9 protein-coding genes are annotated in these 13,564 nt (G+C 37.2%); 6 read left to right on the top strand and 3 right to left on the bottom strand.

Features of this window, described 5'->3' with window-relative positions; genetic code table 11:
- Positions 1-184 precede the first annotated feature (184 nt).
- Complete coding sequence (locus BXY75_RS12100; protein WP_147437276.1) at positions 185-706, top strand: hypothetical protein; 522 nt, start codon at positions 185-187, stop codon at positions 704-706.
- An 11-nt stretch (positions 707-717) separates the two neighbouring features.
- Positions 718-1,080 (top strand): hypothetical protein, encoded by a 363-nt coding sequence (locus BXY75_RS12095; protein ID WP_121908026.1) that lies wholly within the window; start codon positions 718-720, stop codon positions 1,078-1,080.
- Here the strand turns inward: BXY75_RS12095 and BXY75_RS12090 are convergent, their stop codons facing one another.
- A complete protein-coding gene (locus BXY75_RS12090; RefSeq protein ID WP_121908025.1) occupies positions 1,081-1,407 on the bottom strand; it encodes a hypothetical protein in 327 nt (108 codons plus the stop codon).
- A 110-nt stretch (positions 1,408-1,517) separates the two neighbouring features.
- On the opposite strand from BXY75_RS12090, the gene BXY75_RS17160 reads away from it, so the two are divergent.
- The 4 genes from BXY75_RS17160 to BXY75_RS12075 all read left to right on the top strand — a co-directional run bounded on the left by BXY75_RS17160 (position 1,518) and on the right by BXY75_RS12075 (position 5,724).
- Positions 1,518-1,682, top strand: coding sequence for a DUF5522 domain-containing protein (locus BXY75_RS17160; RefSeq protein ID WP_170152889.1), 165 nt, complete (start codon positions 1,518-1,520; stop codon positions 1,680-1,682).
- A 116-nt stretch (positions 1,683-1,798) separates the two neighbouring features.
- A complete protein-coding gene (locus tag BXY75_RS12085) occupies positions 1,799-3,778 on the top strand; it encodes a urocanate hydratase (RefSeq protein ID WP_121908024.1) in 1,980 nt (659 codons plus the stop codon).
- Between the two features lie 11 nt (positions 3,779-3,789).
- The gene (locus BXY75_RS12080; protein WP_121908023.1) at positions 3,790-4,326 is read left to right on the top strand and encodes a DUF4136 domain-containing protein; all 537 of its coding nucleotides are present in this window, start codon (positions 3,790-3,792) and stop codon (positions 4,324-4,326) included.
- A 321-nt stretch (positions 4,327-4,647) separates the two neighbouring features.
- Positions 4,648-5,724, top strand: coding sequence for a T9SS type A sorting domain-containing protein (locus tag BXY75_RS12075; protein ID WP_121908022.1), 1,077 nt, complete (start codon positions 4,648-4,650; stop codon positions 5,722-5,724).
- A gap of 438 nt (positions 5,725-6,162) precedes the next feature.
- On the opposite strand, the gene BXY75_RS12070 is transcribed toward BXY75_RS12075, so the two are convergent.
- Positions 6,163-10,638 (bottom strand): HYR domain-containing protein, encoded by a 4,476-nt coding sequence (locus BXY75_RS12070; RefSeq protein WP_121908021.1) that lies wholly within the window; start codon positions 10,636-10,638, stop codon positions 6,163-6,165.
- A 767-nt stretch (positions 10,639-11,405) separates the two neighbouring features.
- Positions 11,406-13,559 carry an alpha-ketoacid dehydrogenase subunit alpha/beta gene (locus BXY75_RS12065; RefSeq protein ID WP_121908020.1) on the bottom strand — a complete coding sequence of 718 codons (2,154 nt, stop codon included), beginning with the start codon at positions 13,557-13,559 and terminating at the stop codon, positions 11,406-11,408.
- Positions 13,560-13,564: the final 5 nt, after the last annotated feature.

Here is a 13,564-nt window from a genome sequence, read left to right as displayed (position 1 = left end):
AAATCTCAATCTGAAGGGTTTTTCTTACAAAATTCTTACAATTTTAACGCATTTAAAGTGATATTATTATTCCTATAAAGCATTCGTTACGCTTTGTATAGTTTTATCTGTGCTTAATCGAAAAAATGAAACTACATATCTCATTTTAAGTAACTTTCCTACAATTATTCAAATAATTGTTATCATGAAGAAAAATACCTCACTTATGTTTTCTTTAACAGTACTCTTTGCATTACTGTTATTTTCAACATCAATAGAAGCTCAAGTTGGTGTAAATACTACCAATCCAACTGAAATGTTACACGTTAACGGAAATGTTAGAATCGACGGAGATTTTAGACCCGGAAATGCCGTTGGTGGAGTAGACCAAATCTTATTATCACAAGGAACCGGCGTACCGCCAGTTTGGGGACCTGGATTTATTAATTCGAGTCAGATTACTTCTATTGCGAAGTTTTACGCTGGCCCTTTGGGCACTATTACATCAGGATTCTATTATGCGATTCCTATCCCAGATCCTGCAATGACGGCAAACTCAACGGTTGAAGTTAACGTTATTGGTGCATTGCCAGCTGGTCCAGCATGGGGATATGACTTTACTATTTTACCAGAACCTCAAAATGGCCAGTTAGTCCTTCATATAACCAACGTGTCTGGATTTGACATTACGGGCTTATCCTTTTCATTTATAATTTATTACAATTAATTCAAGATACCATGAAACGTATTATATTTGCTTTATTTCTTTTTACTAGTATTGTGTCTTTTTCTCAAGAATCGAAAATAACGCCAATGCCAGGAGAACCTATGGTAATTGAGATATTAGATGTTCCAGTAATTAGTGTAGTTGTTGCAACTCAATCAAAAAATATAAAATCTTCAATAAACAATTCTCTGGAATCGAAAACAATTTCTGCAACTTTCAGTAATGAACTGCCAGAAAACGTTCAAATCATTGTAGAAAGAGTCAATTCTAATGCAGACGCTCGTTCTATAGAAACACGAACTGTTGTCGCAACTCTCTCATCAAAACCGCAAAATAGTGTAATTACTGCTGCTCCTACTAATAGAAAACAGTAACTAGACATATTTAATAAAAGCCAAAAAAGACCTCTTTTTTAAATAATCGAGGTCTTTCTCGTTTTCATAGGCTTCTTTTTCAAAGCTTATGCTTCGGTAAGCATCATAACGGTTTTTGTATCGAATCCAATGAACTAGGAATTCGATGATATACCAAATAAAAAATGGAACAATTAAAAGCTCTAGTTGCTGTCTTAAGTGAATTTTTTCATGATTCATAAATACCGTATCCCTTTTCATTTGGGCCGTTCGCACAAATACAAAGGGCCAGATGGCCATCCCTGTAAAACGCTTCCGAAGAAAAAAACGACTAACTATTACGAACATTTAATCTAATTGATAAAGTAAAAATACCTCATTTTATTGGGCATTAACAAATTGAGACAACTATGATTGTAATTAATCGTTTTGATTCTTGAATTCGCTATTTTTGTAGTATGCTATTTCCGAAGAAAAAAATAGAGCTGGAAGAAGGAGATTTTTATCTCACTCCGGAAGGCTATAAATGTTTCACAGAACAGTACCATCTAAAACGTGGTTATTGTTGTGAAAGTAACTGTCGTCATTGCCCGTACGGATATAACAAAAAAACAAATAAGTGAGCAGTTAGTCTATTTTATAGTTAGCGCCAACAAAACACTGAACACTGAACACTGAACACTGAACACTGAATACTGAATACTGAATACTGAATACTGAATACTGAATACTGAAAAATATGACTTTTAAAGAAGAAATTCAAGCCGGAATTCCAAACCAATTACCTGCTTTAAAAAAGTACGACCCTTCAATAAATCATGCTCCAAAGCGTAAAAAGATTCTTTCAAAGGAAGAAACAAAACTCGCACTTCAGAATGCTTTACGATATTTTGACCCCGAACACCACCCTACGCTACTTCCCGAATTTAGAGAAGAACTGGAAAAATATGGACGGATTTATATGTATCGTTTGCGTCCAGACTACAAAATTTATGCTCGTCCTATAGATGAGTATCCAGGCAAATGTGAGCAGGCGAAAGCGCTTATGCTTATGATCCAAAATAACCTGGATCATGCCGTAGCTCAGCATCCTCACGAACTAATTACTTATGGAGGAAATGGTGCCGTTTTTCAAAACTGGGCACAATATCGCTTGGTAATGCAATATCTTTCTGAAATGACCATGGAACAAACATTAGCAATGTACTCTGGTCATCCACTTGGTTTATTTCCTTCACACAAAGACGCCCCACGCGTGGTTGTTACCAATGGAATGATGATTCCTAATTACTCTAAGCCCGATGATTGGGAAAAATTCAACGCATTAGGAGTTTCACAATACGGACAAATGACAGCGGGAAGTTATATGTATATAGGTCCTCAGGGTATTGTTCACGGAACAACAATCACAGTTCTTAATGGCTTCAGAAAAATTAAGAAATCTCCTAAAGGCGGACTTTTTGTGACTTCCGGTTTGGGTGGAATGAGCGGCGCACAACCAAAGGCAGGAAATATCGCAGGATGTGTTACTGTCTGTGCTGAAGTAAATCAAAAGGCTACCCAAACGCGTCATAGTCAGGGGTGGGTTGACGAAGTTATATCGGATGTTTCAGAATTAGGGACACGGGTTAAAAGTGCGATTTCAAATAAAGAAGTAGTGTCTATTGCCTACGACGGAAACATTGTAGATGTATGGGAGCACTTTTCCGAAGCGAATATAAAAATCGATTTGGGTAGTGATCAAACATCACTTCACAATCCATGGGCAGGAGGTTATTATCCCGTCGGAATGAATTATGAGGTCGCCAACGAAATGATGGCTAATAATCCTGATGCGTTTAAAAAGGAAGTGCAAAAAAGCTTAAGACGTCATACGGAAGCAATTAATAAACATACGGCAAATGGCACTTATTTTTTCGACTACGGAAATGCCTTCTTACTAGAAGCGTCGCGAGCCGGGGCTGATATTATGGCCGAAAATGGGATAGATTTTAGATACTCTTCCTATGTACAGGATATTATGGGACCTATGTGTTTCGATTACGGTTTCGGCCCGTTTAGATGGGTTTGTGCTTCGGGTAAGTCTGAAGATTTAGCAAAAACCGACGCCATTGCTTGTGAAGTATTGGAAGAAATTAAAAAACACTCACCGGAAGAAATTCAGCAGCAGATGTCCGATAACATTCAATGGATTAAGGGTGCACAGGAAAACAAGTTAGTAGTGGGATCGCAGGCTCGAATTTTATATGCCGATGCCGAAGGGAGAGTGAAAATTGCGTCAGCCTTTAACAAAGCAATTTCCGAAGGGAAAATAGGAACCGTGATTTTGGGGAGAGATCATCACGATGTTTCGGGTACCGATTCACCTTTTAGAGAAACCTCGAACATATATGACGGTAGTCGTTTTACAGCCGATATGGCAATTCAAAATGTAATAGGCGATAGTTTTAGAGGAGCTACCTGGGTGAGCATACATAATGGTGGTGGAGTTGGCTGGGGAGAGGTTATAAACGGCGGATTTGGTATGGTTCTTGATGGCACTAAAGACGCACAACGTCGCTTAGAATCAATGCTTTTCTGGGATGTGAATAACGGGATTGCAAGAAGAGGTTGGGCGCGAAATAAAGAAGCAATTTTTGCAATTAAAAGGGAAATGAAAAAGAATCCTGAACTAAAAGTTACGCTTCCGAATTTCGTAGATGACGATTTGTTTAATTAAAAAAAGACACTATGAAAATTTTTAAATTTATTCCCTTGGTTGCTTTTTTCGTATTTGCTTCCTGTAGCACGGTTCGGGTAGTGGCAGATTATGATAAGGATGCCAACTTTAATGCTTATAATTCGTATGCTTTTTTTAAGCCTGGAATTGACAAAGCAAAAATTTCAGATTTAGACAAAAAGAGAATACTGCGAGCGATTGATTCGGAGATGTCTTCCAAATCCATGACAAAATCGGAAACACCTACTCTTCTTGTTAGTATTTTTACCAAAGAACGCGAACGTGTAGACGTTTACAATAATAATTTTGGATATGGTTGGGGCTGGAACCCTTATTGGTATGGTGGATATGGAGGAAACTCGGTATCTCGTTCCACAGAAGGTTCTTTATATATAGACCTCATCGATGCAAAAAGTAATGAATTAGTTTGGCAAGGAGTAGGTACAGCGAATCTTGTGACAAATAATATGGAAAAGAAAGAAGAACGAATTCGAGAAATCGTACAGGAAATATTAGCAGAATATCCTCCGGGAACTATGAAAAAGTAAAATTAATTCTGTTAATGAAACCCTCTTGAAAAAGAGGGTTTTTTTATGCATCATTGTTTCAAATATCAATTTTGAACCACGATTTCTATCAACCAACTTAACTGCGAATCCTCATATTATCCATTAGTTTAGCTGTTACATAAATTAAAGTCTTTGTTACAATAGTAATAGCCATGACATAACACTCTTCCTAACTTTAAATTAGAGAAATAAGGGGAAAACCCCTTTTGCAAATCGGGGCTATAACCCCCTGATATACAATTATTTATTTTCTAATTTTAACAATAACTAAAAACTATTAGTAACCTAAAACCAAATATTATGAAAACTATCTTTACACTTTTATTAACTCTTTTCTTTGTTGGAGCTTATGCTTCAGACATTGTGTTTGTGCATACAACCACGGGCGCTAATACTTCCGGACACATAACCACGATCGATCATCCAGTCTTAAATGGTAATCCTGGAGCTATCTTTATTTTTACACACAATCTTGATGGCCCGGCATCCGGGGTACAGTACAACAACAATATAGATGGTACTTGGTATGATGGTTCAAACTGGACAATTTATAACGAAGACATATCTCCAATGACCATTGGTGCCGCTTTCAATATTTACGTACCGGATGGCGGAAATATGTTTACAATACAAGCTGACGGTACAAGCTATGACTTTGAAATCGACAACGCAGCAATAAATGGAAATCCAAATGCTGCTATTGTTTCTAGCCATATTTACAACCCTAGTGGGGTTTATAACATCTTTAATTATGGATTTTGGTATGATACAGTTTCGGACAGATGGCATCTATATAATGAAGCAACAGTAACAAATATACCCGCAAACGCAGCCTTTAATGTACTTATAGATGATGGCGCTGGAGGTGGAAGTTCCTTTGTTTATGATGCGGTAACAACATCGGGGGGTAATTATACCGTTATGAGTCACCCGGACCTTGATGGATTGCCGGATGCCTATCCTGTGGTAACACATAATTGGGGATCTAGCGGAGATCCTTCTAATATCATAATGGATGTAGTATTAGGAGTTTGGTATAATGGAACTAACTGGACGATTTACACAGAAGATACTTCGGTTATGCCTGTAGACACAAGATATAATGTATATGTAGCAAATCCTGGATTAGGCGTTTCAGATAATGTTGCCTTAGACGTAAGTACTTTCCCAAATCCAGCAAATAACGAAGTAACATTTTTAGCTAAGCAAGAGATAAACAATGTTGCACTTTATAATATTCTTGGACAAGAAGTAAGAAATGTTTCTTCTAGTAATACTAGTGTAACTTTAGATATTGCTAATTTGGCAAGTGGTCAATATATAGCCAAAGTACAAGCCGGTGATGCTACTAAAGCCATTAAAGTAATTAAAGAATAATTGTTTAATATTAGTTTATTATTAACGGGATGTTTTAAACGAGACATCCCGTTTTTTTGTAATTTGTTTTAAGTTATTCTGAATTCATTTTTCTTCGGAAGAGCACATCGAATTATCCATGTTCAATACTTCAAAGTAATATAGAAATATACCCCACCTCAATTTACTTATGCCTCACTCCTACTACTGAAGATAAACGTTTCCGAAGTACAATCATAGCATCAGATTCTTAATTACATAAAGCTGGAGTCTTAATTAAAAACAATATAGCTTACACTTCTTCAATAGAACAACAGACTTATATGCTCATTGATAGCAGCAAAGACACAACAATCATACTTTGAAGGTGTATCTATCTTATAAATCATTGTTTATTTTACATTAAAAAAGCCTCTCTTCAGAAGAAGAAAGGCTTTTTCACATTAGTTTAAATTAATACTACTCTTTAATTAATTGCTTAGTAATTTCACCTTGAGCTCCTTTTATTACTAATAAGTAAGTCGCACTAGACAATTGCGATATATCAACCGATTTCTCAGCTTCCATATCTGTTAAATCAACCGATTGTAATAATCTTCCTGTAAGATCATATACAGTAACAGTTTGTAGATCTAATCCATGAGGATTACTTAGCATAACATAATTTCTACCAGGGTTTGGATAAATAGAAATACTACTGTAATCGAATTCACTTCCCTCGGTAGTATTGGCGTGTTCACCTCTAACAACTATTGAATTTGCACAAGGTGCGCAGTAAGGATCAATTTGCCAAGTCACATTTTTATCTCCTTTTATCTTTTCACCAATAAAAGAACCTGTCATATAGGTTGGATTATCATCTTTCCCTTTTACCTCAATATCCTTGTCGTAAGAGTAGAAATGCCCGGTTACATTAGAACCTTCTTTTACATGAAGTTTTTTATCTATATAAACAACCACATAATTTCCGGCGGAATTGAAAATTGAATTCTTTTCCAACTTTAAATCTTTGTTTAGATAGAGATTAGCGCAGCCTGCGAACTCTATAGTAATATCCTTTTTAGTTTTCAAATCATCAATGTAAATATCCGGACTCGTGAACAATACAGTCGCTCCATCTTTAATTTCAACCTTGTCGTAAACAGAACCTGTTAGTGTTACCGATTGATTATTATTCACCGTTACATCAGGACTGCTATTATCAGATAAAGTATTGAACAAGAACGGTGGCAAAGTAACCACTGCAGGTGCGTAAATTGCCGCACCCACAGAACTGTTAGAATGAACATCGATATCATCGGCTTTAACAAAATCCACTACGTGTGTATTATCATGAATTTTGACCTTACCTTTATTATCTGTTACCCCAATAGCTCCTGAAAGCACATCACTATCATTATGCAAATGAACCTCTTTCTCTGCTATCATAATGTAAGATGACAGCAAGATTGTTGGATCGAAGCCAATTACTTCATAAGAAGCGGTAGCTGTACAATTCGTTGCCGAAGTAACAGTAACCGTATAAACACCATCTGCCATAACTTCTATTGATGAGGTCATCTCACCCGTATCCCACATGTACGAAATGGCATCATCACTATTCGCTGTTAATATCAAGAAAGCTCCCTGGCAAAATTCTGGTAATTCACTTTGTGTTATTTCCACTTCAGGAATAATTCCATTCACAGTAACAACAGCCATACACTCAGATTCATTACCATATATATCCGTAACCGTCAATGTCACAGTATTGGAACCAATATCATCACATCCAAATTCTGTTTGACTAACAGTAATTGTATCAATCTCACAATTATCTGATGAACCATCGTCGATATCATCTGCGGTAATCGTCGCCACTCCCATGGCATCTAGATCAACAGAGATATTCTGGCATACAGCTAAAGGTAGCTCAGTATCTTCAACAATTACATCAAAACTACAAGTGTTAGAATTACCTGAAGCATCAGTTACCACAAAAGTATTAATAGTTGTTCCCACCGGAAATGCATCTCCACTGGCAAATCCTGCTGTTTGAACAAGCGACAATTCTGAACCTAAAACTATATTATCAATAAATATAGTTAACGGATTCACATCGATCTGTGAGTTTATCATTTGAACACGAATAGCTTGTCCTGAATACGCCGAAGTATCGAAACAATACTGAGTCATCGGCACATTTAGTGCATCACCGGGATTGGTGATAAATAATGTCTCAAGTAAGGCATCTGTCCCCGAATCACGGATTTCAACTGCGAAATACTGATTCGTGCTAAATGATCCGGCAAAATTGTTATACTCCAAATCATAACACAACTGACTTGTACCAACAGGCATTATTACATCTTGATATAGTTTATGAGCGAATGGCCCACAATTCTGAAAAAATGCCATCATCTTATCGCCGTCTGTAGTATTAAATGTGATTGGCAATCCTTGTGGAAAGGTCACTGCCTGCGTTGTATTGTTTGCATAATTATAAATAGGATCTCCCGAACTAAGGGTTTGTCCATCGTCCATAATTCCCCAAATACCACAACTAGGTGAACCACTTACAATATTCCATGAAGAATAATCTCCGGTTTCAAAACTTCCATTTTCGAGTACATTTCCAATTATTGTACCTGAACAATTATCACTAACGATTGGAAGATCATATTCGATTACAGCGCTACACTCTCCTTCGTCATTTGCGACAGAAATATCTGCAGGGCACATAATTGTTGGTGCTTCTGTATCATTTACAGTGACATCAAAACTGCAAGTTTCGGAGTTTCCTGAACCATCTGTTACTACAAATGTGTTTGTAGTTGTTCCCAACGGAAATTCTGACCCACTAGCCAATCCTGCTGTTTGCATAAGCTCCAAATCTGATCCAAGTGCTATATTATCAATGAAAATCGTTAATGGATTCACATCGATCTGAGAATTTATCATTTGAACTCGAATCGCTTGTCCGGCATAAGCTGAAGTATCGAAACAATATTGAGTCATCGGTACATTAAGAGCGTCACCCGGATTAGTTATAAATAAAGTCTCCAGCAGTGCGTCTGTACCCGAATCACGAATTTCAACCGCAAAATATTGATTTGTACTAAAAGATCCGGCAAAATTATTATACTCCAAATCATAGCACAATTGACTGGCACCGGCCGGCATGATTACATCTTGATATAGTTTATGAGCGAATGGCCCACAATTCTGAAAGAATGCCATCATTTTATCGCCGTCAGTAGTATTAAAAGTAATTGGTAAACCTTGTGAAAATGTTACCGATTGGGTTGAGTTACTTGAATAATTATAAATAGGGTCACCGGAACTTAAAGTTTGTCCATCGGACATAATTCCAAAAATACCGCAAGAACTCGAACCAGAATCTATTGTCCATCCTGAATAGTCTCCAGTCTCAAAACTACCGTTCACAAGAACACTATTTACAGGCGTTCCTGAACAATTGTCACTGACTACAGGAAAATCATATTCTACAATAGCACTACATTCCCCTTCGTCATTTGCGACAGAGATATCTGCCGGGCACATAATTGTTGGCAATTCTGTATCAATAACAGTAATATTAAAAGTACAGCTATTAGATAATCCTGAATCGTCTGTAACAATGAACGTATTTGTTGTTGTCCCTAATGGGAATGTCGATCCGGAAGCTAATCCTTGAGTTTGTGTGAGTGTAAAGCCACAGTTATCTGAAGCAGTAATATTATAAGTAAATATAGCCCCGCAATCTCCTGGATCGTTGTTTAGTGTCATGTCTGTTGGACAGCTTAAGCTTGGTGCTAAATCATCAACAATTGTTACTGTAAGATTGCAACTCGCCGTCTGACCTATGCCACTTGTTGCTGTAGCAGTGATGATGTTAGCGCCAATATCGAAACAACCAAAGTCATAATCACTCAACGTTATAGTAGCACCTGAACATCCATCCTGAGCGACCGCAACTTCAGAAGCCGTAATTGAAACATTTCCGGTAGCATCCAAAGATCTGGTGATATCATTACAAGTAATACTTGGTCCTACCCCTTGTGTAGCAAAAGAAAAACAGTTATTGTCTAAGAAATGGACGCCGTCGTTTGCTCCAAAAGGTCCGTCATAAGCAGCACTATCCTCATTAAAACGACCAACTTGTTCAAAATTTGTGTTGTTACCACTATTCCAACCTACAGTTGCAGGAGTTCCTCCAAAAGGTCCACCACCAGAAGCCAATCCTGTAGTCCAATTCATATCGCCGTATCGAAATTGAAGATTATTTCCAACACCTACAATAGGTGCATTTCCATCGCTAATTATAATTTGAAACGTGTTGGTAACTGGACAATTGTTAGCTGGGAAATAAGTCACCTCATCCCAAGTAACGATCATATGATCGGGAAGTATCTTATAATAAATCTGTCCTGGACAATTTCGCGTGTCTACATCTGCCCAAAAAGCAGCCACCATAGGCACAGTATATGGAAAGCCCTGAGCGTTGTAAATTGATAATCCCTGTGTAAAAGTTAGATTACCATTGGTGTTTACCCAAACTGTATTATATGTTGTTGAACAGAAGGCAAAATCAAATGGAATAGTAATGGGCCCTGTGAATCCGTCATCGTTCCTGGAAACAGCCGTATAAGAAGCATCTCTTGGAATAAGTGCATCTGTACAATCTGTACGATACTGCATTGTTTGTTGCCCAATAGGATTTGAACGAGATTCAACATTCGAACTTCCTAATATTCCTAAAGATGTTAGCTCGTTTACCGTTTTACCGATAAGATCCTCTTTCGTTAGATTTTTAGATTCTTGTCCAAAAACCAAAGGGTTAATGAACATAAATAAAATTAGCACTGTAATGCCAATCAAGCGATTTACCGCTTTTCGATAGTTAGACAGAAATCGAATATGTCGATTTCCAATCGGAGTAATACATGTTTTCATAATTGTAATTGTTTTGGTTAATAGTTAAAATAATATGTATATATCTCTATGTATCGTTTTAAAGCATCAGAAAATTTAAGAACTCGTTGATCATCTAATCTCCTGTATACTTACAGAAGGTTTTAATTAAAGGTGTGGGGAAGTTAATATCCAGCCGTAGGCTTATATCGTAATTAGATAACTCAAAACATTTTGATCAATAGTTAAATTATTGAAACATGATCAAGACTTACATTCACGATTCTTTTAAAAATTAAGAACAGTTTTCTCTAATTATTTTAATGTGGGGATGGAAAGTGGTTTGTTGGAATTGAATGATTTCTCAATCTAAAAATGAAATTATTCTCAAATTAAGACAAACTTGTATTTGAATCTTCAAGATACGGTATTAATCCTAATTCTATATACGTGGTTTTACGTATATTTCTGAATATCAAAATGTTATATTATTTCGAAGAAAAACACACAATACAAAAAGACCCTCTTAAAATCATTTAAGAAGGTCTTTAATAAATTATTAAATAGTAGTAATGCTTAATTAGCTTAAGTCCTTTTGCAATACCCGTATTCGTTTTATTGTCATTAAATAAACACCGGAATTCCATCCGTTAGTTTAAATCGTAATCTCTTCATTTCCGAATGCTGTTTACTGAAAAACAAACTGTCCCAAAGTATTATAAATCCAAACTGTTTCAATTAGAAATGTACTCTTCAGAATCTTCAGACTAAAAATGTAAGGCTATCTTTTTGTTTAAAATTGATGAAAGTTAATATTCCAACAACTCAAGAATCTTATTCTTTACTTTTTCTTCGGAAGGAATCATCGTTTGTTCCAAAACTGAATTTAATGGAATGGCAGGCATATTTTCAGAACCAATAATCATAACCGGTGCGTCCAATTGCTGAAAACATTCTTCTTGTATTCTCCCTTGCAAGGCTCTTGAAAAACTATTTTCTGAAGGTTCTTCAGTCACCACCAAACATTTGCCACATTTCTTCACCGATTTAAAGACAGTTTCGTAATCTAAAGGATGTAAAGTTCTTAAATCCACAACCTCAACCTTATCCTTCATTCCTAATGCTTCGGAAGCATTCATTGCCCAATGAACTCCCATTCCGTAGGTAATAATAGCAACCGTTTCTTCCTCCTCCTGTTCCCAAATTTCCTGAAGCACCCAAGCCTTTCCGAAGGGCAACATATAATCACTTGAAGGCTCCACAGAAGTAGCTCCTTTAGTACCAGGCACCTTACTCCAATACAAGCCTTTATGCTCAAAAATCACCACCGGATTGGGATCGTAATAAGCAGCTTTCATCAATCCCTTTAGATCGGCCCCGTTACTCGGATACGCAATTTTTAAACCGCGAATATTGGTTACGACACTTTCTACAGATGACGAATGATAAGGACCACCACTACCATATGCACCAATTGGAACACGCAATATCATAGATACAGGCCATTTTCCGTTCGACAAATAACAACTCCGACTTACCTCAGTAAATAACTGATTTAGTCCGGGCCAGATATAATCGGCAAACTGAACTTCGACTATAGGTTTCAAACCAACAGCACTCATTCCTACCGTCGACCCAACTATAAATGCTTCTTGAATTGGTGTATTAAACACCCTATTATCTCCAAACTTCTGCGCCAATGTTGCAGCTTCTCGAAAAACACCACCCAATCTTCCACCAACATCCTGCCCATACAGCAAACACTCCTCATGCTTAGCCATTAATTCTTCAATGGCGAATAAAGCACAATCTACCATCACTACCTTTTCGGCGCCTTTTGGGGATCGTTCTCCAACTTCCTCTGTAACGGAAGTAGGCGCAAAATCGTGGGTAAATAAATCTTCAGGTTTTGGATCTTCTTCTTTTAAAGCGTCCTCAAGACTCGTCGCAACTTCTTTTTGAATTGTAGCAACAATCGATTCGAGTTCTGCTTCTTTAAAGCCATTATCTAGCAATAATTTCCATAGTTTCGGATAAGGATCACGGCTTCGGGCTTCTTCCAAATCATCCCGATACCACTCCATTCTTACTCCGGAAGTATGATGATTTAATAAAGGAACCTTTGCGTGTACTAAAAACGGACGACGTTGGGTTCGTATTTTTTCGATTACTTCTTTTAACGTATTATAGCTTTCTTCAAAATCGGTACCGTCAATAGTTACAGCCTCTAAACCATTAAAGCCCCTGGCATATTCGTAGGCATTCTGCGCTCTAGTTTCAGCTTCATTCGCACTAATATCCCAACCATTATCCTGCACTAAATACAAAATAGGTAATTGCTTTAGCGCTGCCATTTGAAAAGCTTCAGCAATTTCGCCTTCCGTGACAGAGGCATCTCCTAAGCTACATACCACAATCGGGCAATTCCCTTGCGATCGTGAATCTTTCGAATGCACTGTTCCATCATACCAATCGTTCGATGAATTAAGATTTGAAAGGTTTAGTTCAGCCGATTCTCCTTCTGTTTCAGAAACATTACCACTTTCACGGTAATGAAAGCCCATTGCAACTCCAGTTGCCGGAATTGCCTGCATTCCCGTTGCACTACTTTGATGCGGAATTTTCGGTTTATCATCATCCTTTAAACTAGGGTGGCAATAATAAGTTCTTCCAGCAGAAAATGGATCATTCCGTTTGGCAAGGACCTGTAACATCAATTCATACGGTGTCATCCCAATGGACAACAACATACTGTCATCTCTGTAATATGGAAAAGCATAATCCTGAGGTTTTAATTGCAATCCTAGGGCAATTTGTATCGCCTCATGCCCACGAGAAGTAGCATGCACATATTTCGAAACAACCTTAAAGTTTTCCTCATACAATTCGGTCATCGATTTAGCCGTGACCATCGTTGTAAATGCTTTTTTAAGTATGTTTTTATGAATTGATTTTTTTGACATTTTTT

This window comes from Ulvibacter antarcticus (genome assembly GCF_003688405.1).
Taxonomy (GTDB): Bacteria; Bacteroidota; Bacteroidia; order Flavobacteriales; family Flavobacteriaceae; genus Ulvibacter; species Ulvibacter antarcticus.
Note: the sequence above shows the minus strand (reverse complement) of the source record. Positions and strands in the feature narration are given on the sequence as shown.